A 20,677-nucleotide genomic window follows, 5' to 3' on the forward strand; every position below is an offset into this window, starting at 1 on the left:
TCCCAAGCATAAGAGATTCTGGCGGAAACAAAAGACCGCCCTTTTCGCCAGCCGAATTATTTTTGGCACAGGACGGCGGGTTGAAAGCCGCCGCAGTCAGCTGATTGGAAACGGGAATTCGCCAAGGGCCAGTCCGGCGCAGGCCATTGCTGCCAGCAGCAGCAGCATATTGCCGCGCACCATCCAGGCCGCCAGCGGCGCCAGCAGAACCAGCAGCACCGCGGCGGTGTCCATGCTGCTCCAGACCGGCGCAGGGATATGCAGGATTCCAGCCTCATAAACCTGCGTTTGGGCAAACGCCACATGCATCAGGAACCAGACCGACAGGTTCAGAATCACGCCCGCGACCGTGGCAGTAACCGCCTTCAGCGCCATGCCAAGCCGAGGATGCGCGGCGATGCGCTCGACATAAGGCGCGGCGGCGAAGATCCACAGAAAGCAGGGCATGAAGGTCGCCCACAGCGCCACCGCGCCTGCCGCCAGAAACAGGCCAATTCCGTCCTGCAGCAGCCCCGACAGCATGGCAACGAATTGCGTGACCAGGATCAGCGGTCCGGGCGTGGTCTCGGCCAGTCCCAGGGCGTCGATCATCTGTCCGGCGGTGATCCAGCCGAACTGGCTGACAACCGTTTGGCTGATATAGGCCAGCACCGCATAGGCACCGCCAAAGGTCACTACCGCGAGTTTGGCGAAGAACCAGCCGACATCGGCCAGGAAGCCTGCGCCGGACAGGCTGAGCGCAATCAGCGGCAGCAGCCACAGGCTGCCCCAGACGGCGACGGTCCGCAACGTGCCGGCAGCCTCAAACGGCGCGGCAGAGGCGGGCAGCTCCGCCCCGGGTGACTTGCGCAGGAACCCGGTGAGGGCGGCCGCAAGCACCACCAGCGGGAACGGCAGGTTCAGCAGGAACAGCGCGGCAAAGCCGAAGCCGGCCAGCATCCAGTCCGCCCGGTGGCGCAGCGCCTTGCCCGCCAGCCGCCGCAGCGCCTGCAGGATGATGACAACAACAGCGGCCTTGATGCCCAGAAAGGCGGATTGCACCGCAGGCAGGGTGCCGTATTGCACGTAAAGCCAGGCCAGAAGGGCAATCACCGCGGCCCCGGGCAGAACAAACAGCAGCCCCGCCAGCAGCCCGCCAGCGGTGCCGCGCATCTTCCAGCCGGTATAGGTTGCCAGCTGCATCGCTTCCGGCCCCGGCAGCAGCATGCAAAACGAAAGCCCCCGCAGGAAGCTTTCTTCGCTCAGCCAGGGGCGGTCCTCGACCAGCTCCTTGTGCATCACGGCAATCTGCGCCGCCGGGCCGCCAAAGCTCAGCACCCCGATGCGCCCAAAGACACGGAACATCTCCGCCCAGCCGGGATGGCTCATGCTGCGCGCTCCGCGAACCGGCTGTGGCGGTGGCCATCGCGGGCGTGGCGGTTCAGCGCGTTATCCAGGGTCATGGCTGCCTCAAGCTGCTGATGGTGCTCCACTGACCGGCGCAACAGCCCCGCCGCCATGGCGGCAAGGCCGTGCCAATCGGTACCGGCGCCTCTCACACCCCGGGCCAGCCTGTCAAGCGCTGGAAGGCTTGAGCCTGGCTCGTCCGGCAGGGGGCAAAGATCAAGAACCTGCGATGATGGCGCCGCAAACGCCTGTTAGCCGAGCCGTTCCCCGGTCAGGCAGATGGCCAGGGCCTCCGGCGGCAGCTGGCCCAGCATTTCGAACATCCGGAAATAATCCATGTTGGAGTGCATCTCGGCAATCCTGCCGTCCTCCACCCGCGCCATGACCTGGCCGGTGATCTCGAACGGTTCGCCGTCGCGGGGATTGCTGGTCGCGGCCACCAGCCGGACCGACACCCATTCGTCGGTTTCCATAACATGGGTGAAGGTCACCTTGATTGGACCCAAAAGGTTGCGCAGCGCAGCGACCACCTCGCTGTAATCGCTTTCCGGTTCTGCAAGGGCGGAAACAGACCCGGAGATCAGCGTATTGCGGCGCATGATGTCGGAGACGGCGCTCAGGTTGCCTCTGCCCCAGACTTCCTCAAACCAGTAATGCAGCAGACGGGTCAAAGGCATGTCCGCCATGCTGGCCGGGTCGAAGGGGGCTTCCATGACAGGGCTTGCGCCGGATGCGGCGGCCCGGCGCGTGACAAAGGGTTCAGTCGCGGGTTTGGTGAAAGTATCAGTCATTCTTTTCGTTAAGCAGAGCCATGCCCGGTCAGGCAAGGGGCATAGGGGGCTGTCAGGCAGCCGCGCCGGTTCGGACGGCAAGCAGCAGGACGGAGGGAGTTGCACGCTCCGGCACGGCCGGGCTGAAATCGCAGAGCGTCAGTATTTCAACATTGTGCAGTCAAAGGCATTGAAGGATTTCTTGCGGTCCGAGTCCGGTTCAGACCCGGCAGTTTAGCCGGCGCCGGCAGGTTTTACAGCCCATCCCTAAGGTTTTAGGCATTCCCCGCACACCTGCTGAGGACTTGGTTGGAAAAAGTGGAGAAAGTGCAGGTTTCTGTTGCCAGGTACCTGCGAACCCCGCCTTACGCGGCTAGGCGCAAGGGCTTAGATTTCGATTCCTCGAACTGCTTACGCAGCCAGAGCAACCGGAGCACGATTGTCGTTTGCAATTGTACTGTTTGGGCCGGTACGGTGGCACCCCGCCGAGACAAAGCAAACCCCTTTAGACGTCCGTCGATCCTGTTTCGGCCCCATGATCCCCAAACGAAGGATTTTGGTGGAGCCGCCGGGTACCGCCCCCGGGTCCGATCCGCTTATTACGAGCGCGTTTATGTCCATAGTTCCACAAGGGAACATCAGCTATATAGTGCGCTTCTGTGCGGTTGCAAAGGGGGCAACCGGAATCCTGCGAGGATTCCGGCCAGTTTTCCGGCGCGGAAAACTGGTGCTGTGCCGCCGCTGGTGCCGCCAGAAATCCTCGCAGGATTTCTGGCCGTTTTCCGCGCCGGAAAACGGCACTGTCACACCAGTTTGCGGATCGGGGCGCTGTTGCAGAAGACGACAACCTGCTCGCGGTTCAGCACCGCCTGAAACCCGCGGGCGCGGACTTCGGCCAGAAACGCCTCCATCCCGGCATAACGCTCAATATCGCGGATCTTGCGGCGCAGCACCTGGCCGTTCTGCACCGCTTTGCAGGCGAAGATATCGCGCAGCCAGATATCGGGGGAGAGGGCGGAACCGGGTTTAACCATGACCCAACTGTCCCGGGTCATGGTTAAAAAAGTGTTGAGCCGTTACCTCTGCGCCCGCGCGGCAAAAACGTCAGAGGCCAGCTTGCGGGTCTCGCTCTCCAGATCCTGCAAGCCGGAGACGGCTGCGCTGCCGTCGCCCGCCTCGATGGCGTCGGCAATACGGGAATGCAGTCCGGTGATCACTTCGCGGTCGCGCGCGGTGAAAGTGATCATATTCATCAGCGGCTGCATTGCTTCCACTGCGCCGGCCAGCTGATACGACAGCACCGGATTGCCCGCGCCGTCCACCAGAGCCCGGTGAAACGCCACGTCGGAGGCGCAGAAGGCCTCATCGGTCAGGCCGGGCTGTCCCTGGCGGAAGATCTCCGCCCGCATCGTCGCCAGATGGTCCGCACTGCGGCGTTCGGCCGACAGCGGCGCGCAGGCGCGTTCCAGCGCGTAGCGCGCCTCGCAGGCGGTATCGAAACTCACCGCATTCATGCTCAGCAGCAGGGTGGAGGTGGTGATCTGCTGCGAATAGGCGTCCTCGAAACTCAGCCGGTTCACAAACGCTCCGCCGGAGGCGCCGCGCTGGGTGCGGATCAGCGACTGCGCCGCCAGCCGCTTCAGCGCTTCGCGCACGGTCGGGCGGGACACCTGGAAATGATCCGACAGTTCCGCCTCCGACGGCAGCCGCTCATCGACAATCAGCTCGCCGGAAATGATGGCATCCTTGATCGCCTGGGCTATCTGAACCGAAAGATCGGCGGAGCTGTTGGGGTCAATCTTCATGCCCGGGATCCTGACGCTGCGTTACGCCGGAGCGGGGCCGGCAAGAAATCATTTGTCTGACATTTAAAAGTCTGACATTTAAAACTCAAGACGTGAGTCGCTAACCCTCATACCCGGAGCGCGCGATGAAAGCCATTCTGGCACAACGGATCAGAACCATGGGAGGCTGGCATTGGCTGGGCCTGTTCGGGCTGATCCTGGGGGCTTGGGGGCTGCTCTATGCGATGTCCGTGCCAGCCGAGCTGCGCGCCGCGGGGGCCATTTACGGGCCCGATTTCTGGCGCGACTTCTGCACGCTGACCCCGGATGCGGCGGGTTTTGGCAAGATGCTGATGATGTGGGCGCTGATGTCGGCGGCGATGATGGCGCCGACCGCGCTGCCTGCCTTTGCCACCTACGAGGACCTGTCCCACACCGCGCCGGACACCAGCTTCACCCGGCTGGTGGGCGGCTATCTGGCGGTGTGGCTGGGCTTCTCGGCGCTGGCCGCCGTGCTGCAGCTGGGGCTGTTCCAGGCAGAGCTGCTCACCGCCTTTGGCGACAGCAATTCGCGCTACCTGTCGGCGGGGCTGCTGCTGGTTGCGGGCGGCTATCAGTTCTCGCCGGTGAAGGAAGCCTGCCTCAGTAAATGCCGCCGCCCGCTGGTGTTCTTCATGCAGCATTGGGACGAGGGCCCGCTGCGCAACGGTCTGCGGCTGGGGCTGGTGTGCCTGGGCTGCTGCTGGGCGCTGATGCTGCTGGCCTTCGCGGGCGGCACCATGAACATCGCCTTCATGGGGCTGGCGACCGTGATCATGATTTTGGAAAAGCTGCCGGAACTGGGCCGCTACATCACCAAACCGCTGGGTGCGGGTCTGGTGGCTGCGGCGCTGGCGCTGGCGGCAGGGATTATCTGAAAGGGAGACTAAAACATGGCCTTGGACGGCGAATTGGGCACCGTGCCCTGGACAATCAAAGGGGAGCTGATCCTCAACTGCAACTGCACCGTGTTCTGCCCCTGTGTGGTGTCGCTGGGCAAGCACCCGCCGACCGAGGGCCATTGCCAGGCCTGGGCGGGCGTGCGCATCGACACGGGCGATTACGGCGGGGTTGACCTTTCGGGCCTGAACGTCGGCCTGTTCCTGGAAATCCCCGGCAACATGGGCCGTGGCAACTGGAAGGCGGCGGCCTATATCGATGACCGCGCCTCGGAGGACGCCTATGACGCGCTGGTTGCGATCTTCTCCGGCGCGGCGCGCGGCACCACCGGGCTGTTCTCGATGCTGGTGGGCGAATTCCTGGGCGCCGAACGCTCTCCGGTCACGTTCGAGACCGAAGGCAAGGAACGCCGCCTGATGGTCGGCAAGAAAATCCAGGGCGCGGTGGTCCCGGTTGAGGGCAAGGACGGCAAGGAGATTGTCGTCACCAACACCGAATACTGGATGGGCCCCGACATCACCGTCGCCACCGCCACCAAGGGCCGCGTGCGCGCCTTTGGCCGGGTCTGGGACTTTGAAGGCCGCTCCGCTGAGATCTGCCAGATCGACTGGCACGGGCCGAAGTAAAGGCAGCTTGCAGGCCGGCCTCCCGCCGGCCTGCCAACGACCGTTTCCGGAGACTGCCGCTATGGCACATATCTTCCCCTCGCGCCGCGTGCGCAGAACGCCTTTCACCCCCGGCGTCGAGGCCGCGGGCGTCAAGGCCTATACCGTTTACAACCACATGCTGCTGGCCACCGTGTTCGACAGTCTCGAATACGACTGCGCGCATCTGAAAGAGCATGTGCAGGTCTGGGACGTGGCCTGTGAGCGCCAGGTCAGCATCAAGGGGCCGGACGCGCTGCGGCTGATGAAGATGATCAGCCCGCGCGACATGGACAGGATGGCGGATGACCAGTGCTATTATGTGCCCGTCGTGGATCACAAGGGCGGTATGCTGAACGATCCGGTGGCGGTGAAACTGGCAGCCGATCATTACTGGCTGTCGCTGGCCGACGGCGACTTTCTGCAGTTTGTGCTGGGGATTGCCATTGCCAAGGGGCTGGATGTGGAAATCGTTGAGCCCGACGTCTCGCCGCTGGCGGTGCAAGGCCCCAAGGCGGAGGATCTGATGGCCCGCGTCTTTGGCGAGGCGGTGCGCGAGATCCGCTTCTTCCGCTACAAGCGGCTGGCGTTTCAAGGAGTGGAGCTGGTGGTTGCGCGCTCGGGCTGGTCCAAGCAGGGCGGCTTTGAGGTCTATGTCGAAGGCTCGGATCTGGGCATGCCGCTGTGGCATGCCTTGTTTGCAGCTGGAGAGGACATGCACGTGCGGGCGGGCTGCCCGAACACGATCGAGCGGATCGAAAGCGGGCTCTTGAGCTATGGCAACGACATGACCCGCGAAAACACGCCTTATGAATGCGGTCTGGGCAAATTCTGCAATTCGCCCGAAGAGTATATCGGCAAGGCCGCGCTGGCAGAGCAGGCCGCAAACGGCCCCGCCCGCCAGATCCGCCCGGTGTCGATCGGCGGAGAGATCCCGCCGTGCCTGGATGCCTGGCCGCTTTACGCGGATGGCAAACAGGTCGGGAATGTCGGCTCGGCCGTGTACTCCCCCGAATTCGGGGTGAACGCGGCAATTGGCATGGTGGACCGGTCCCATTGGGACCCGGGCGCCAGGATGGAAGTGGAGACCCCGGCAGGGATGCGGCCCGCAACGGTGCAGGAGCGGTTCTGGCGCTGAGCTGAGACGGGCAGGGGGGCGCTGCCCCCGCCGCGGCAGGCCGCGGCTCCCCCGGGATATTTTGGGCCAGAAGAACTAAGGATCTGGCCCGGTTCAGAGGAAAGGGAATACGAGATGTTCAACGCTTTGGTTGTGAACAAGGACGAAGAGAGCGGCAAGACCTCCGCCGCGATCGAGCAGATCAGCCTCGATCAGTTGCCCGAAGGCGAAGTGACCGTGGCGGTGGAGTATTCCACCGTGAACTACAAGGACGGGCTTTGCATCGGGCCGGGCGGCGGGCTGGTGCGCAAGTATCCGCACGTGCCGGGGATCGATTTCGCTGGAACCGTAGAGGCGTCCTCGGACGGCCGCTATAAGCCGGGCGACAAGGTGGTGCTGACCGGCTGGCGTGTGGGCGAGGCCCATTGGGGCGGCTACAGCCAGAAGGCCAATGTGCGCGCCGACTGGCTGGTGCCGCTGCCGGACGGGCTGGACACTCGCCAGGCGATGGCTGTTGGCACCGCGGGCTTTACCGCGATGCTGGCGGTCATGGCGCTGGAGGATCACGGGCTGGAGCCGGGCCAGGGGCCGGTTCTGGTCACAGGCGCGGCAGGCGGCGTCGGCTCGGTCGCGACCGCAATCCTGGCCAATCTCGGCCATGAGGTGGCTGGCGTCACCGGCCGCCCGGAAACCGCCGATTACCTGAAATCGCTGGGCGCCACCCAGATTGTTGCCCGCGAGGAAATCAACGAAACCACCAAACGGCCGCTGGAAAGCGAAACCTGGGCGGGCTGCGTGGATGCGGTCGGCGGCGCCATGCTGGCGCGGGTGCTGGGGCAGATGAAATACGGTGCCTCGGTGGCGGCTGTTGGTTTGGCGGGCGGCGCCGCGCTGCCGGCCACCGTTGTCCCGTTCCTGCTGCGCGGCGTGAACCTCCTGGGCATCGACTCGGTCATGCAGCCCTATGACAACCGTGTCCGAGCCTGGCAGCGGATCGCCAAGGACCTGCCGATGGACAAGCTGGAAGCGATGATCCAGCCCGCCACGCTGGGCGATCTGCCGCAACTGGGGGCGGATATCCTCAAGGGCCAGGTCAAGGGCCGCGTCGTGGTGGACGTCAACGCCTAAATCATTATAATACTTTGCATCTACCGGATGAACGCGCGGCGATGTCCGCGCGTTTTTCATGCGTGCCGCGGCCCTGCCGCGGTCCTAGGGAGGGGGCAGCGCCGCGATTGTGCGGTCCCGATACCGCCCCGCCCGGTGCGCTCTTGGCCTCTGTGCTGGTGACGCATTGACTTTGAAGCAAGAGGAGGGAGACCGTGTATTCCAAAATCATGGTGCCCGTCGATCTGACCCACGCCGACCGACTGGAGCGGGCGCTGCAATTGGCCTCGGATCTCGCGCATCTTTACAACGCAGAAGTGATTTTCGTGGGGGTGACCTCACCCCAGCCCAGCAAGGTGGCGCATAATCCGCAGGAGTTTGCGGCAAAACTTGATGCGTTCGCGTCCGGCCAGGCAGCCAAGCGCAACATGACCGCTTCGGGCCATGCCGTTGTCAGCCACGATCCGGCGGTGGACCTTGATAAGACGCTGATCAAGGCCTGCAGCGATACCGGGGCAGAGCTTATCGTGATGGCGAGCCACGTCCCGAACGTGAGCGATTACCTGTTCCATGCGCATGGCGGACGGGTTGCGGAAAAAGCGCCGGTTTCGGTGCTGGTCGTGCGCGAGAGCTGACCGCGGGCCCCTTGAAGACGCAGGCGCCAGCTTGCGGGGCCAAAGGTTGCAAGGCCGAAAGATAATGGGCCGGAGTTTACAGGGAAGGAGGCCGCAATGGCTGACGAAACCACAAATCAGGGTATCCCCGCCCCGGAAGGCGAATCGGATATCATCGATACCGAATACGAGATTGGTCAAGACAATATCGAAACCCAGATCGGCCCGTTCGGGGTCGACATCCACAACCCGGTGTTCCTGGTCTCGGGACTGGTAATCGTGGCCTTCGTGTTCTACGCGCTGGCGCTGCCGGAGCAGGCGGGAACATTTTTCAACTGGCTGCGCCCTGCGGTCACCAGCAATTTTGACTGGTTCTTCTTCGGGGCTGCGGATCTGTTTGTGCTGTTCTGCCTGTTTCTGATCGTGTCCCCCTGGGGCAGCGTGCGCCTGGGCGGCAATGAGGCAACGCCGGATTACACTTACATTGGCTGGTTTGCGATGCTGTTTGCGGCGGGCATGGGCATCGGCCTGATGTTCTATGGCGTGAGCGAACCGATGAGCCACTTCTCCACCGCCTTCGGCGGCACGGCGGTGCCTGAGGGCGGCGGCGCCCGCACCGACTGGGCGCCGCTGGGCGCGGCGGCAGGCAATGAAGCTGAGGCAGTGCGCCTGGGGATGGCGGCGACGATCTTCCACTGGGGTCTTCACCCCTGGGCGATCTACGCCATTGTGGCGCTGGCGCTGGCGCTGTTTACCTACAACAAGGGCCTGCCGCTGACCATCCGCTCCGCCTTCTACCCGATCTTCGGGGAGCGCGTCTGGGGCTGGACCGGCCATATCATCGACATTCTGGCGGTCTTCGCCACGCTGTTCGGCCTTGCCACCTCGCTGGGCTTCGGGGCGACACAGGCCAACGCGGGCCTGAATGAGCTGTTTGGTGTGCCGACAGGCGCTACCACCGAGGTGGTTCTGATTTCGGTCATCACGGCGATCGCGCTGATTTCGGTCCTGCGCGGCTTGGATGGCGGTGTGAAGGTGCTGTCGGAGATCAACATGGGGCTGGCCTTCCTGCTGCTGATCTTCGTGCTGCTGGTGGGGCCGACCGTGGCGATCCTGACAGGCTTTGCTTCCAGCCTGATGGCATATGTCGAATACCTGCCGGCATTGTCGAACCCGATCGGGCGCGAGGACGTGAACTTCAGCCAGGGCTGGACCGCGTTCTACTGGGCCTGGTGGATCAGCTGGTCGCCGTTTGTGGGCATGTTCATCGCCCGCGTCAGCCGCGGCCGTACCGTGCGGGAGTTCCTGATCTGCGTGCTGCTGATCCCGAGCCTGGTCTGCGTGCTGTGGATGAGCGTCTTTGGCGGCACTGCGATCCATCAGGTGATCACCGACGGCTTCACCGGGGCGCAGGACGCGTCGCTTGAACTCAAGCTGTTCAAGATGCTGGGCGAGCTGCCGCTGTCCGGGATCACCTCCTTTGTGGGGATCGTGCTGGTGGTTGTGTTCTTCGTGACCTCCTCCGACTCCGGCTCGCTGGTGATCGACACTATCACCGCAGGCGGCAAGGTCGACGCGCCGGTGCCGCAGCGGGTGTTCTGGTGCATCTTCGAGGGCGCCGTTGCCATCGTGCTGCTGCTGGGCGGCGGGCTGGCGGCGCTGCAGGCGATGGTGATCTCCACCGGCCTGCCATTCACCGTGGTGCTGCTGCTGATGTGCTGGGCCATCTTCCGCGGGCTGCTGACCGAAGCGCGCTGAGGCCGCACCAGGAAACGCGGAAACGCCCCGGCCGTGCAGCCGGGGCGTTTTGTTATTCACTCATTGTACTTGAAGAACCCCAGCGAATTGCCGTCCGGATCGGTGGCATAGAAGAACCGCCCGGGCGGGATGGCGATGGTTTCCGACACCACCTTGCCGCCCGCATCCGTCACCCGCTCCATCACATCTTCCAGCGCGCCCTCAGCGGTCAGGTGCAGCGTCGGGCCGCGGCCGTCGCCTGCGGGTTTGCCGGGATAGAGATGCAGCGCAACACCGGATGCCTCATCTGCGGTCTTGAACATCGCAATGGGGTTGGGGCCGCTGGTGTCGATGCTCAGATCCGCGCCGGTGACCTTGGAATAAAACGTCACTGCCGCGTCCAGATCGCTTACGGGCAGCTCGCCCCAGACCAGAAAATCCTTGGGGGTAAAGGCCATGTCAAATCCTCCATGTTTGCCTGCGGCCAAAGTCTCATGCCCTAATGTCAGTTTCTGGCATCAGCCGCCGGACTTGACCGCTGCGGGCCCCGGGCGCTATCACGCCTGAGTCCTGTGCCGGGAATTCCCGCTTGCAGGGCTGCCTGCGATCCCTCAATCCTTGTGCGGGAGCGCGGCTCGGCTGGAAGACCTGCCATGTTCGGGGAGATCCCTGGCATGTGCCGGCCTTCCCATCGGACCGCAGCGATTGAGGAGAGATTTGCAATGACTGCATTGGATATTGATTTTGTCCGGGCCCAGTTTCCGGCCTTTGCCGAGCCCAGCCTTCAAGGCCAGGCTTTTTTTGAAAACGCGGGCGGCTCTTATACCTGCCGCCATGTGATTGACCGGCTGACCCGGTTTTACACCCAGCGCAAGGTGCAGCCCTATGCACCCTATGAGGCATCCCGGCTGGGCGGGGAGGAGATGGACGAGGCCCGCACCCGTCTCGCGGCCCTTATGGGCGTTGCCACGGATGAGCTGAGTTTTGGCCCCTCGACCACTCAGAACACCTATGTGCTGGCGCAGGCCTTCCGCACGTTCATGAAACCGGGCGAGGCCATCATCGTCACCAACCAGGATCACGAGGCCAACAGCGGCCCCTGGCGGCGGCTTGCAGAGGAGGGGATCGAGATCCGCGAATGGCAGATCGACCCGCAGACCGGCCATCTGGACACGGCCCGGCTGGAAGAACTGCTGGACGAAAAGGTGCGTCTTGTCTGCTTCCCGCATTGCTCCAACGTGGTGGGGGAGATCAACCCGGTGGCGGAGATCACCGCGATGGCGCACGCCGCGGGCGCCTTTGTCTGCGTCGATGGCGTCTCCTACGCACCGCACGGGCTGCCGAATGTGGATGAATTGGGCGCCGACATCTACCTGTTCTCCGCCTACAAGACCTACGGGCCGCATCAGGGCATCATGGTGATCCGCAGGGCGCTGGGCGAGCTGCTGCCGAACCAGGCGCATTACTTCAACGCTGATTGCCTCTACAAACGCTTCACCCCGGCAGGCCCGGACCATGCCCAGGTGGCCGCTTCGGCCGGTATGGCGGATTACTTCGAGGCGCTGGCCGCCCATCACGGCCACGCAGGCAGCGCGGCAGAAACCGGTGCCTTCGTTCACGACCTCATGCGCGGGCATGAGATCGCCCTGCTGCAACCGCTGCTGGACGCGGTGAAGGACCGCAACAACGTCCGCCTGCTGGGGCCGTCCACCGCTGAAACCCGCGCGCCGACAGTTGCCCTGGCCCTCAACCGTGCTGCGGAACCGGTGGCGGCCCAGCTGGCAGAATTTGGCATCATGGCCGGCGGCGGCGACTTCTATGCCGTCCGCGCGCTGGAGGCGATGGGCATTGATCCAGCCGAGGGCGTGCTGCGTATCAGCTTCACCCATTACACGTCCAAGGCCGAGGTTGCGAAGCTGATCGAGGCGCTGGACCGGGTGCTGTAACGCCAACAGGACAAGGACAACAACATGATCAGCCGTGCGCCGGTGATATGGTGGATCAGGCGGGATCTCCGCCTTTGCGACAACCCGGCCCTCACGGCTGCCGCCGAAAGCGGCGCCCCGGTCCTGCCTGTCTATATCCTGGATGAGCAGGACGAGGCGCTGGGAGCGGCGCCAAAGTTCCGCCTCGGCCTGGGGCTGGAGCATTTCGGGCAGGAACTGGCCAAGGCCGGCTCCCGCCTGATCCTGCGCCGCGGCAAAGCGCTGAAGGTGCTGCAGGACCTGATCGAAGAAACCGGGGCAGGGGCCGTGCACTGGTCCCGCCTTTATGACCCCCAGGCCACCGCGCGCGACAGCGAAATCAAGCAGCAGCTGAAGGAGCAGGGCGTCGCGGTCAAATCCCACGGCGGCCGGCTGCTGTTCGAACCCTGGACGGTGGAGACCAAGGCCGGCGGCATGTACAAGGTCTACACCCCGTTCTGGAAGGCAGTGCGGAACCGCGGCGTCGACAGCTTGCTGCCCGCCCCGGGGAAAATCGCTGCACCGGACAGCTGGCCCGCCAGCGAGGATCTGGCCGATTGGCGCATGGGCGCCGCCATGCGCCGCGGGGCGGATGTGGTCGCCCGGTATTGCCGGGTGGGCGAAGCAGCAGCGCAGGCCCGGCTGGACGGCTTCCTGGAAGACAGCGTTGACGCCTACAAGGCCCGTCGCGACTATCCGGCGGAGGATGCGACCTCAGGCCTGTCCGAAAACCTTGCCTGGGGCGAAATCAGCCCGCACCGGATGTGGCACCAGGGCAGCGCAGCGATGGAGCGCGGCAGCCAGGGCGCAGAACACTTCCTGAAAGAAATCGTCTGGCGCGAGTTCGCCTACCAGCTGATGTACTACTCACCGCACATCCTGACCGAAAGCTGGCGCGAGGAATGGCAGGATTTCCCCTGGTCTAAAAAGATCACCCCGCAGGTGCAGGCCTGGCAGCGCGGGCAGACCGGCTACGGCTTTGTCGATGCCGCCATGCGGGAGCTGTACGTGACCGGCACGATGCACAACCGGGCCCGGATGATCGTTGCAAGTTTCCTCACCAAGCATCTGATGACGCACTGGAAAATCGGCATGGACTGGTTCGCGGACACGCTTGTGGACTGGGACCCGGCCTCCAACGCCCTGGGCTGGCAATGGGTGGCGGGCTCCGGCCCTGACGCGGCTCCCTTCTTCCGCGTCTTCAATCCCAGCGGCCAGCTGGAAAAATTCGACCCCGAAGGCGCCTACACCGGCCGCTGGATCGCCGAAGGCCAGGACACCCCGCCGCAGACCGCCCTGGACTTCTTTGACGCTGCGCCGCTGTCCTGGGATCTGTCCGCCGGCATGGCGCCTGCGGAGCCGGTTGTCAGCCTGCAGGCGGGCCGGGACCGTGCGCTCACGGCCTATCGCGAGGCCCGCGAAGAGCGCTAACGCACAGTTTTCTTGCCAGAAAGCCCACTGCGGCCTAGCTTTTCCCTGTAGCACTTCCGTTTTGCGTACAGGGGGAAGCCTATGAAGCTGACGTCGGTTGAAGGTCAGGATAACCTGCCGCGCTACTTTGCAGCGGTGTTTTCCAGGATCAAAGCCATGGAGGTCGGGCAGTTGGATATCCATCTGCCGGACGGGCGCGTCTTTTCGGCCAAGGGGCGCAATCCCGGCCCGGTTGCCGATCTGCATATCCACAACCCGGAGTGCTTTGCCCGGCTGATCCGCGAGGGCGACCTGGGCTTTTCCGATGCCTATCTCGAAGGCTGGTGGAGCACGTCCGACCTGCAAGCCTTCATGGATTTGGTGCATATGGGGGCCAATACTGTCTATGACGGTTTCCCGGGCCGCGGCCTGGCCCGTGCTTACGAGCGGTTCCGCTTCTGGCTGCACCGCAACCACCGCCGCCAGGCCAAGAAAAACATCTCCTATCACTACGATCTGGGCAATGAGTTCTACGGAATGTGGCTGGACGACACGATGACCTATTCCAGCGCCCTGTTCCAAAGCGGCCAGGACAGCCTGGAAAAAGCGCAGACCGCCAAATACGCCTCGATGGTGGACCAGATGGGGGTCAAACCCGGCGACCACGTGCTGGAGATCGGCTGCGGCTGGGGCGGGTTCGCCGAATATGCGGCCGGTCAGCGCGGGCTGCGGGTGACGGGCCTGACGATCAGCAAGGAACAGTTAAGGTTTGCCCGCGAAAGGCTTGAAAAAGCTGGTCTTTCGGACCGGGTGGAGCTGCGGCTGCAGGACTACCGCGACTGCCGCGGCCAGTTCGATGGCATCGCCTCGATCGAAATGTTCGAGGCGGTGGGCGAGAAATACTGGCCCGCCTATTTCACCACCATCCGCGACCGGCTGAAGCCCGGCGGTCAGGCCACCTTGCAGATCATCACCGTCGCTGACCGGCGCTGGGAGGTTTACCGCAAGGGTGTCGATTTCATCCAGAAGCACATCTTCCCGGGCGGAATGCTGCCGTCTCCGAAGGTGCTGCGCGAACAGGTGGAAAGGGCTGGCCTCGGCGTCGTGCGCTCGATCGAATTCGGCGACAGCTACAACCAGACCCTGCGGCGCTGGCATGACACGTTTAATGCCCGCTGGGACCAGATATCCAGCATGGGCTTTGACGACCGCTTCCACAAGATGTGGAACTTTTACCTCACCTCCTGCGCGGCAGCCTTTAAGACTGGAAATTGCGACGTGACGCAGATTACAGTTGCGCATCGCTGAGTGAACTGCCGCACGGATTTTGACACGACATGCCCACCGGAGCCCGACTGACCGCCGCTATCTGCCTGGGCCTGGTGGCGTTTTTTGCGTCCTTCCTGGTCATGCCGCTGATGCCCGAGGGCACGGATTTCGGCTATTTCGTGCATGTGAATGTGGCGCTGGGGCTGCTGTGCGGCTGGATCTTCATGGGCAGGCGGGCAGGCCGCGGCCTGGTGCCTGCCATCAATAACGGGATCACCGGCATGGCGGTGATGGTGCTTTGGGCGCTGTTCATCCAGGGTGCCTGGGAGATGTTCCGCCTCGCCATGCGGCACCGCTACGACGGCCCGTTTGAGGCGCTGTCGGCGATCTTTGTCATTGCGCTGGACTATTTCTTTGTTATCGCTGTGCCGTCCGTTCTGGTGCCGCTGGCCGTGGGCGGTGTGCTGGCCGGGCTTGCGACCGAAAACGCCTCTCGCCGCTGGCGTTGATTGACATTTCTTAACAACGGGTTACCGACCGTGGCTAATCTCTTTTTCTTTGGCACCCTGCGCCATCTTCCTTTGCTTGAGCTGGTTCTGGGCCGCAGCGGCGCGGCACTGAACGCACAGCCAGCGAAGCTGCCCGGGCATGGGGTCTACCAGGTCGCGGGGCAGCCGTTTCCGGCGATCGAGGAACGGGCGGGTGCCACCGCTGCCGGTATTCTGGTGCAGGATCTCACGCCCGCCTGCCTGGATGCGCTCAACTTCTACGAGGGCGGCTTTGGCTACGCGCTGAAACCGGTCACCGTGCAGCTGGAGGACGGCAGCACCGCTCCGGCTGAGGTCTATTTCCCCGAGCCCGGCCTGTGGCAGACGGCGGAGCCCTGGGATCTGGCGGCCTGGGTGGAGGAGTGGGGCGCGCTGTCCTTGCGCGCCGCCGAAGAGGTGATGGCCTACCACGGCCGCATGAGCGCAGAGGAGGTGGCCCGCTGCTTCCCCTCGGTCCGCCGCCGCGCCGCGGCCTGGCTGGCCGCGCAGGCCCGCCCGGGCGCGCCCGACCGTGATCTGTCCAGGGACGTGGTCGTCCACAGCCACACCCGCGCCTGGCTGAACTTCTTCGCGATGGAGGAGATGGAACTGCAATTCCGCCGCTACGACGGCAGCATGAGCCCGGTGATGCACCGCTCTGCCGCGATGGCGGGCCATGCGGCGGTGGTGCTGCCCTATGACCCGGTCCGCGATCAGGTGCTGCTGGTGGAGCAATTCCGCGCACCCCCTTTCATCATGGGCGAAGCCCGCCCCTGGATGTGGGAGCCGGTGGCGGGTGTTATCGACCCAGGCGAAACACCCGAGGAGACTGCAATCCGCGAAGCGCAGGAGGAGGCAGGCGTCACTGTTGAGCGGCTGGAGCCTGTGGCGCAGGTCTATCCCTCAAGCGGCGCGCTGGCGGAGTTTATTCACGTTTTCATCGGCATAGCGGACCTTTCTGATCTCAATGGCGGCGGCGGCGTTGCAGGCGAGGGGGAGGACATCCGCAGCAAGATCCTCAGCTATGACGAGCTGATGCTGGGGGTGGATGACCAGATCTATCAGGACATGCCGCTGGTGACCGCGGCGCTGTGGCTGTCACGCCACCGCGAACGGCTGCGGAACGCACGCTCCTGAGCCGCTTCGCGCCTTGTGAACGCCGGGGCGCTTGGTTACATCTTGGGGAACAGATCGAAAGGGATACCATGCGCATTGCACGTGATCTGGCTGATGCCATCGGCCACACACCTCTTATCCGCCTGAACCGCGTCAGCGAAGAGACCGGCTGCGAGATCCTGGGCAAGGCGGAATTCATGAATCCTGGCCAGTCGGTCAAGGACCGCGCGGCGCTCTACATCATCAAGGATGCGGTGGCCCGCGGTGAGCTGAAGCCGGGCGGCACCATTGTCGAAGGCACTGCCGGCAACACCGGCATCGGCCTGGCGCTGGTCGGCGCGTCGATGGGCTTCAAGACGGTGATCGTGATCCCGGAAACACAGTCCGAAGAAAAGAAGGACATGCTGCGCCTGGCGGGCGCCCAGCTGGTCCAGGTGCCCGCGGCGCCTTACAAAAATCCCAACAACTATGTGCGCTATTCCCAGCGTCTGGCGGAAAAACTGGCCCAGACAGAGCCGAACGGCGCGATCTGGGCCAACCAGTTCGACAACGTGGCTAACCGCCAGGCCCACGTGGAAACCACCGGCCCGGAAATCTGGGAACAGACCAGCGGCAAGGTCGACGGCTTTGTCTGCGCTGTCGGCTCTGGCGGCACCCTGGCGGGCGTGGCCGAGGCGCTGCAGCCCAACGGCGTGAAGATCGGCTTGGCCGATCCGATGGGCGCGGCGCTCTACTCCTATTACACCACTGGCGAGCTGGCCTCCGAGGGCAGCTCGATCACCGAGGGCATCGGCCAGGGCCGGATCACCAAGAACCTGGAAGGCTTCACGCCTGATTTCAGCTATCAGGTGCCGGACAGCGAGGCGCTGCCGTATGTCTTCGACCTGCTGCACGAGGAAGGCCTGGTGCTGGGCGGCTCCTCCGGCATCAACATTGCAGGCGCTGTGCGCATGGCCAAGGACATGGGCCCGGGCAAGACCATCGTCACCGTTCTGTGCGACTATGGCACCCGCTACCAGTCCAAACTGTTCAACCCGGATTTCCTGCGGGAGAAAGACCTGCCGGTGCCGGAGTGGATGACCCATACGCCCGCGTCCATTCCCGGCGTATTTGAGGACGTATGACAGCTTTCATAACCGCTTTGCGGACTGTTTTGCTGGGGCTGGCCTTCGCGGCCGGCCTCGCTATGCCTGGCCTGGCGCAGCTGAACGCTGAATCCCGGGCTGTTTATCAGGACTGGCTGAAGACCGCCAACCGCGCGGAGGAGGTCATTGACGCCAGACGGGCCTCCAGCGCTGCGCTGGAAACCCTGCGCAAGGAGCTGGCCGGCTACCGGCAGAACTTCCTGGACGCACGCACCGAAAACGGCGACCGTCTTGAGACGCTGGAAGGCCAGCTTGCCGCCCTTGGCGAGCCGCCTGCCGAGGGCGAGAGCGAGCCCGAGGACATCGCCCAGCTGCGCAGCTCGCTGGAGCAGCAGCTGAAAGACCTCAAGGTTCCGCGCATCGTGGCGGAAGAGGCCTTCAGCCGCGCCAACGGCCTGATTTCCGAAATTGACAAGATCATCCGCGAGCGCCGCACCCGCAAGCTGCTGGAGCGCGGCCCGTCGCCTCTCAACCCCGAGAACTGGCCGGGCGCGTGGCGCTCCCTGTCTCGGTCTGCCGGCTCGCTTCTGAATGAAACGGTCATCCGCATTGGCAGCGCCACCACCGCCGAGCGGATTCAGAACAGTCTGCCTGCCTTGCTTCTGCTGCTGGTGATTTCCGCGCTGCTGCTGGCGCGCGGCCGGGCCTGGGCCCATGCGGCGGGCGACTATCTGCGCCAGTTCGGCAGCAGCGGCCGCGGCGTCTGGGGCTTTGTGGTCTCGCTGCTGGAAGTGATCGTGCCTTTCGTCGGCATCCTCCTGCTGGTGGCGGCTGTCGACCTGTCCGGCATACTCGGGTTCCGCGGTGCTGTGCTGCTGGATCACATCCCCGGCTGGGCGCTGCTGATCCTGTCCTTCCACTGGCTGGGCAACCAGCTGTTTTCCGGCCGGATCGAAAACGACCTGGTCCCGGTGCAGGAGGGGCGCCTGAACGAAACCCGGCTGATGGTCGATATCCTGGCGGTGATCCTGGTTCTGCAGGATGCGCTGAGCCTGGTGGAAAACATCGACAACATCCCGGCAGAAGCCCATGCGGTCGCCAGCTTCCCGCTGATTATGGGGGCTGCACTGGTGCTGCTGCGCCTGCACCGGATCGGTGCCAAGCGCCGCCAGCAGCAAAGCGAGGACGACACCGACGAGGACGGCGCCATTGCTGCCGGTGCCAACCGGGTCATGACACTGGTGCGCCGCGCCACCTACCTTCTGGGGTTCGTGTCGCCGGTGCTGGCTGCCTTCGGCTATGTCAACGCGGCAGAGGCGCTGATCTATCCGGCGGTTTCCACGCTGGCGCTGCTGGCCGCCCTGCTGGTGCTGCAGCGCTTCCTGGGCGACGTCTACGGCTGGCTGTCCGGTAAGGGTTCTGAGGCACGGGATTCGCTGTTTGCCGTGCTGATCGGCTTCCTGCTGGTCACACTGGCGCTGCCGCTGCTGGCGCTGATCTGGGGCGCACGGGTGGCCGACCTGACAGAGCTGTGGTCGCGGTTTCTGGAGGGCTTCCAAATCGGCGGCACCCGGATTTCGCCCACAGCCTTTCTGACGTTCGCCATCGTTTTCGCCATCGGTTACGCCCTGACGCGGCTGGTGCAGGGGTCTTTGCGCAACTCGCTTCTGCCCAAGACCAAGATTGATCCGGGCGGCCAGAACGCGATTACTTCCGGGCTTGGCTATGTCGGCATCTTCCTGGCCGCGGTGGTGGCGATCTCCATGGCGGGCCTCGACCTGTCCTCGCTCGCCATCGTCGCCGGTGCGCTGTCGGTCGGTATCGGCTTCGGCCTGCAGACCATCGTGTCCAACTTCGTCTCCGGCATCATCCTCCTGATCGAGCGTCCGGTCTCCAAGGGCGACTGGATCGAGGTCGGCGGGCTGATGGGATATGTCCGCGACATCTCGGTACGCTCCACCCGGATCGAGACCTTCGACCGCACCGACGTGATCGTGCCGAACTCGGACCTGATCTCGGGCACTGTCACCAACTATACCCGCGGCAACACCGTTGGCCGGGTGATCGTGCCGGTCGGCGTTGCCTATGGCACCGACCCGCGCAAGGTGGAGGCGATCCTGAGCGATATTGCCAAGGGCCATCCGATGGTGCTGCTCAACCCGGCGCCCTCGGTGGTGTTCCAGGGCTTCGGCGCCGATTCCCTCGATTTCGAGATTCGCGCCATCCTGCGCGACGTGAACTGGGTGCTGTCGGTGAAATCCGATTTGAACTATGAAATCGCCAGGCGCTTCCAGGAAGAAGGGGTCGAAATCCCCTTCATGCAGCGCGACATCTGGATCCGCAATCCTGAAGCGCTGGCCCAGGCCCAGGCTGCAAGCACTGCCGAAGCGCCCGCATCCGCCCCCGCGGCTGCACCGCCAAAGCCGGATCTGGACGATCTGCATCACGATCCCGACAACGATGCTGAAGGAGATTCAGATGCCGACAAGTGAGCTTTTGTACCGCAAGGACGCCTATGCCCGGATGACCGAGGCCGAGGTTCTGGCGCAAACGGATCAGGGCGGGATCATCCTCGACCGCACATTGTTTTACGCCACCGGCGGCGGCCAGCCCGGCGACAGCGGCAAGCTGCTGTGGGCGGAGGGGCAATGCAGCATCGCCACCACCGCCAAGGGCGAGGCCGGCGCGGTGGTGCTGGTGCCGGAGGAGGGCTCGGCCCTGCCTCCCGTTGGTGCCACGGTGACCCAGGTGCTCGACTGGGACCGCCGCTATGGCCATATGCGGGTGCACACGGCGCTGCACCTTCTGTCCGTGGTGATCCCTTTGGAAGTCACCGGCGGTTCGATCAGCGATGGCAAAGGGCGGCTCGATTTCAACATGCCCGAGGCGCCAGAGGACAAGCAGGCGCTGCAGGACCAGTTGCAGGCGCTCATTGACCGCGATCTGGAGGTGACCGAGGACTGGATCACCGACGCTGAACTGGACGCCAATCCGCAGCTGGTGAAAACCATGTCGGTCTCGCCGCCGCGCGGGGCAGGGCAGGTGCGGCTGGTGCGGATCGGTACCGGACAAGAGCAGATTGACCTGCAGCCCTGCGGCGGCACCCACGTCAAGCGCACCCGCGAGATCGGCAAAATCCGCCTTGGCAAGGTAGAGAAAAAGGGCAAACAGAACCGCCGCGTCTACCTGCATCTGGAGGCCTGAAAAA

At 64.2% G+C, this 20,677-nt stretch carries 20 protein-coding genes and 1 other RNA gene; 14 read left to right on the top strand and 7 right to left on the bottom strand.

Annotated features, from left to right (window positions below):
• Nucleotides 1-96: 96 nt before the first annotated feature.
• The 6 genes from chrA to R2C4_RS07595 form a co-directional block, all read right to left on the bottom strand.
• Entirely contained in the window at nucleotides 97-1,368 is a 1,272-nt protein-coding gene (chrA, locus tag R2C4_RS07575; RefSeq protein WP_141890169.1) for a chromate efflux transporter, read from the bottom strand.
• Nucleotides 1,365-1,538, bottom strand: a complete 174-nt coding sequence (locus tag R2C4_RS21220; RefSeq protein WP_167510247.1) for a hypothetical protein — start codon at nucleotides 1,536-1,538, stop codon at nucleotides 1,365-1,367. The genes chrA and R2C4_RS21220 overlap by 4 nt, the downstream gene beginning before the upstream one ends.
• A 99-nt stretch (nucleotides 1,539-1,637) precedes the next feature.
• Complete coding sequence (locus tag R2C4_RS07580; RefSeq protein ID WP_141890170.1) at nucleotides 1,638-2,177, bottom strand: nuclear transport factor 2 family protein; 540 nt, start codon at nucleotides 2,175-2,177, stop codon at nucleotides 1,638-1,640.
• 305 nt (nucleotides 2,178-2,482) lie between these two features.
• Nucleotides 2,483-2,832, bottom strand: a transfer-messenger RNA (tmRNA) gene (gene ssrA / locus R2C4_RS07585).
• Nucleotides 2,833-2,959: 127 nt separating this feature from the next.
• Nucleotides 2,960-3,190, bottom strand: coding sequence for an aspartate aminotransferase (locus R2C4_RS07590; RefSeq protein ID WP_244940796.1), 231 nt, complete (start codon nucleotides 3,188-3,190; stop codon nucleotides 2,960-2,962).
• Between the two features lie 42 nt (nucleotides 3,191-3,232).
• Entirely contained in the window at nucleotides 3,233-3,961 is a 729-nt protein-coding gene (locus tag R2C4_RS07595; RefSeq protein WP_141890172.1) for a FadR/GntR family transcriptional regulator, read from the bottom strand.
• Nucleotides 3,962-4,086: 125 nt separating this feature from the next.
• Between R2C4_RS07595 and R2C4_RS07600 the strand changes: the two genes are divergently transcribed.
• The 6 genes from R2C4_RS07600 (at nucleotide 4,087) to R2C4_RS07625 (ending at nucleotide 10,119) form a co-directional block, all read left to right on the top strand.
• Nucleotides 4,087-4,857: a DUF2182 domain-containing protein gene (locus R2C4_RS07600; protein WP_208764532.1), complete on the top strand. Its 771-nt coding sequence runs from the start codon at nucleotides 4,087-4,089 to the stop codon at nucleotides 4,855-4,857.
• Between the two features lie 15 nt (nucleotides 4,858-4,872).
• Nucleotides 4,873-5,505, top strand: a complete 633-nt coding sequence (locus tag R2C4_RS07605) for a DUF1326 domain-containing protein (RefSeq protein ID WP_141890173.1) — start codon at nucleotides 4,873-4,875, stop codon at nucleotides 5,503-5,505.
• 61 nt (nucleotides 5,506-5,566) lie between these two features.
• On the top strand, nucleotides 5,567-6,661 hold the full coding sequence (locus R2C4_RS07610) for a dimethylsulfoniopropionate demethylase (RefSeq protein WP_141890174.1): 1,095 nt from the start codon (nucleotides 5,567-5,569) through the stop codon (nucleotides 6,659-6,661).
• A 114-nt stretch (nucleotides 6,662-6,775) separates the two neighbouring features.
• Nucleotides 6,776-7,768 carry an acryloyl-CoA reductase gene (gene acuI, locus R2C4_RS07615; RefSeq protein WP_141890175.1) on the top strand — a complete coding sequence of 331 codons (993 nt, stop codon included), beginning with the start codon at nucleotides 6,776-6,778 and terminating at the stop codon, nucleotides 7,766-7,768.
• Between the two features lie 194 nt (nucleotides 7,769-7,962).
• Entirely contained in the window at nucleotides 7,963-8,382 is a 420-nt protein-coding gene (locus R2C4_RS07620; protein WP_058286715.1) for a universal stress protein, read from the top strand.
• Nucleotides 8,383-8,478: 96 nt separating this feature from the next.
• On the top strand, nucleotides 8,479-10,119 hold the full coding sequence (locus R2C4_RS07625) for a BCCT family transporter (RefSeq protein WP_141890176.1): 1,641 nt from the start codon (nucleotides 8,479-8,481) through the stop codon (nucleotides 10,117-10,119).
• Between the two features lie 56 nt (nucleotides 10,120-10,175).
• Here R2C4_RS07625 and R2C4_RS07630 read toward each other — a convergent pair whose 3' ends face one another.
• Nucleotides 10,176-10,556, bottom strand: coding sequence for a VOC family protein (locus R2C4_RS07630; RefSeq protein ID WP_058286717.1), 381 nt, complete (start codon nucleotides 10,554-10,556; stop codon nucleotides 10,176-10,178).
• Nucleotides 10,557-10,820: 264 nt separating this feature from the next.
• Here R2C4_RS07630 and R2C4_RS07635 point away from each other — a divergent pair, with 264 nt between their 5' ends.
• The 8 genes from R2C4_RS07635 to R2C4_RS07670 all read left to right on the top strand — a co-directional run bounded on the left by R2C4_RS07635 (nucleotide 10,821) and on the right by R2C4_RS07670 (nucleotide 20,673).
• Nucleotides 10,821-12,044, top strand: coding sequence for an aminotransferase class V-fold PLP-dependent enzyme (locus R2C4_RS07635; protein ID WP_141890177.1), 1,224 nt, complete (start codon nucleotides 10,821-10,823; stop codon nucleotides 12,042-12,044).
• 24 nt (nucleotides 12,045-12,068) lie between these two features.
• Nucleotides 12,069-13,493: a cryptochrome/photolyase family protein gene (locus tag R2C4_RS07640; protein ID WP_141890178.1), complete on the top strand. Its 1,425-nt coding sequence runs from the start codon at nucleotides 12,069-12,071 to the stop codon at nucleotides 13,491-13,493.
• A gap of 81 nt (nucleotides 13,494-13,574) precedes the next feature.
• Nucleotides 13,575-14,780, top strand: coding sequence for an SAM-dependent methyltransferase (locus R2C4_RS07645; RefSeq protein ID WP_141890179.1), 1,206 nt, complete (start codon nucleotides 13,575-13,577; stop codon nucleotides 14,778-14,780).
• A 29-nt stretch (nucleotides 14,781-14,809) separates the two neighbouring features.
• Nucleotides 14,810-15,250, top strand: a complete 441-nt coding sequence (locus R2C4_RS07650; RefSeq protein WP_058286721.1) for a TrgA family protein — start codon at nucleotides 14,810-14,812, stop codon at nucleotides 15,248-15,250.
• A gap of 30 nt (nucleotides 15,251-15,280) precedes the next feature.
• Entirely contained in the window at nucleotides 15,281-16,405 is a 1,125-nt protein-coding gene (locus tag R2C4_RS07655; RefSeq protein WP_141890180.1) for an NUDIX domain-containing protein, read from the top strand.
• Nucleotides 16,406-16,473: 68 nt separating this feature from the next.
• The gene (locus R2C4_RS07660) at nucleotides 16,474-17,508 is read left to right on the top strand and encodes a cysteine synthase A (RefSeq protein WP_141890181.1); all 1,035 of its coding nucleotides are present in this window, start codon (nucleotides 16,474-16,476) and stop codon (nucleotides 17,506-17,508) included.
• Entirely contained in the window at nucleotides 17,505-19,961 is a 2,457-nt protein-coding gene (locus tag R2C4_RS07665) for a DUF3772 domain-containing protein (protein WP_141890182.1), read from the top strand. Before R2C4_RS07660 ends, R2C4_RS07665 begins: the two co-directional genes overlap by 4 nt.
• A complete protein-coding gene (locus R2C4_RS07670; protein WP_141890183.1) occupies nucleotides 19,948-20,673 on the top strand; it encodes an alanyl-tRNA editing protein in 726 nt (241 codons plus the stop codon). The genes R2C4_RS07665 and R2C4_RS07670 overlap by 14 nt, the downstream gene beginning before the upstream one ends.
• Nucleotides 20,674-20,677 lie beyond the last annotated feature (4 nt).

This window comes from Leisingera aquaemixtae (assembly GCF_006740765.1).
Classification (GTDB): domain Bacteria; phylum Pseudomonadota; class Alphaproteobacteria; order Rhodobacterales; family Rhodobacteraceae; genus Leisingera; species Leisingera aquaemixtae.

What these genes read in the sequence shown, in the direction of transcription:
- R2C4_RS07600 (WP_208764532.1), top strand. Translation starts at nt 4,087, where the DNA reads ATGAAAGCCATTCTGGCACAACGGATCAGAACCATGGGAGGCTGGCAT.
- R2C4_RS07665 (WP_141890182.1), top strand. Translation starts at nt 17,505, where the DNA reads ATGACAGCTTTCATAACCGCTTTGCGGACTGTTTTGCTGGGGCTGGCC.
- R2C4_RS07605 (WP_141890173.1), top strand. Translation starts at nt 4,873, where the DNA reads ATGGCCTTGGACGGCGAATTGGGCACCGTGCCCTGGACAATCAAAGGG.
- R2C4_RS07670 (WP_141890183.1), top strand. Translation starts at nt 19,948, where the DNA reads ATGCCGACAAGTGAGCTTTTGTACCGCAAGGACGCCTATGCCCGGATG.
- R2C4_RS07610 (WP_141890174.1), top strand. Translation starts at nt 5,567, where the DNA reads ATGGCACATATCTTCCCCTCGCGCCGCGTGCGCAGAACGCCTTTCACC.
- R2C4_RS07580 (WP_141890170.1), bottom strand. Translation starts at nt 2,177, where the DNA reads ATGACTGATACTTTCACCAAACCCGCGACTGAACCCTTTGTCACGCGC.
- R2C4_RS07640 (WP_141890178.1), top strand. Translation starts at nt 12,069, where the DNA reads ATGATCAGCCGTGCGCCGGTGATATGGTGGATCAGGCGGGATCTCCGC.
- acuI (WP_141890175.1), top strand. Translation starts at nt 6,776, where the DNA reads ATGTTCAACGCTTTGGTTGTGAACAAGGACGAAGAGAGCGGCAAGACC.
- R2C4_RS07630 (WP_058286717.1), bottom strand. Translation starts at nt 10,556, where the DNA reads ATGGCCTTTACCCCCAAGGATTTTCTGGTCTGGGGCGAGCTGCCCGTA.
- R2C4_RS07595 (WP_141890172.1), bottom strand. Translation starts at nt 3,961, where the DNA reads ATGAAGATTGACCCCAACAGCTCCGCCGATCTTTCGGTTCAGATAGCC.
- chrA (WP_141890169.1), bottom strand. Translation starts at nt 1,368, where the DNA reads ATGAGCCATCCCGGCTGGGCGGAGATGTTCCGTGTCTTTGGGCGCATC.
- R2C4_RS07625 (WP_141890176.1), top strand. Translation starts at nt 8,479, where the DNA reads ATGGCTGACGAAACCACAAATCAGGGTATCCCCGCCCCGGAAGGCGAA.
- R2C4_RS07645 (WP_141890179.1), top strand. Translation starts at nt 13,575, where the DNA reads ATGAAGCTGACGTCGGTTGAAGGTCAGGATAACCTGCCGCGCTACTTT.
- R2C4_RS07650 (WP_058286721.1), top strand. Translation starts at nt 14,810, where the DNA reads ATGCCCACCGGAGCCCGACTGACCGCCGCTATCTGCCTGGGCCTGGTG.
- R2C4_RS07590 (WP_244940796.1), bottom strand. Translation starts at nt 3,190, where the DNA reads ATGGTTAAACCCGGTTCCGCCCTCTCCCCCGATATCTGGCTGCGCGAT.
- R2C4_RS07635 (WP_141890177.1), top strand. Translation starts at nt 10,821, where the DNA reads ATGACTGCATTGGATATTGATTTTGTCCGGGCCCAGTTTCCGGCCTTT.
- R2C4_RS07660 (WP_141890181.1), top strand. Translation starts at nt 16,474, where the DNA reads ATGCGCATTGCACGTGATCTGGCTGATGCCATCGGCCACACACCTCTT.